Origin of the sequence: Polaribacter gochangensis (genome assembly GCF_046224025.1) — a bacterium.
Lineage (GTDB): Bacteria > Bacteroidota > Bacteroidia > Flavobacteriales > Flavobacteriaceae > Polaribacter > Polaribacter gochangensis.
Genome location: NZ_JBJXRF010000060.1, coordinates 1 through 248, shown reverse-complemented (window position 1 = coordinate 248; position 248 = coordinate 1). Strand labels below are relative to the sequence as shown.

Here is a 248-nt window from a genome sequence, read left to right as displayed (position 1 = left end):
TTGTTAAATACTCTAAAACAACAAATACCAATACCGTAACAACATCAGACCCAAAAATGCCAGAATTTAAAAATAAAAATTTTGTTTTTAACTATGTGAATTTAGATAAAAAAATAAACACACTTGGAGTAGAAGATACTATTAATGTTACAGATAATGATAGAATGTCTAAAAATAGTACTGTAAAAATTTCTTATGCTTTTGTTGGCAAAACATATACAGACACCTATAAAGTTATTGCGTATTCT

1 protein-coding gene is annotated in these 248 nt (G+C 25.4%); it reads left to right on the top strand.

What is annotated here, in order from left to right:
• On the top strand, positions 1-248 hold a 248-nt coding region (locus ACEWL1_RS12175), incomplete at both ends, for a hypothetical protein (protein WP_409233568.1).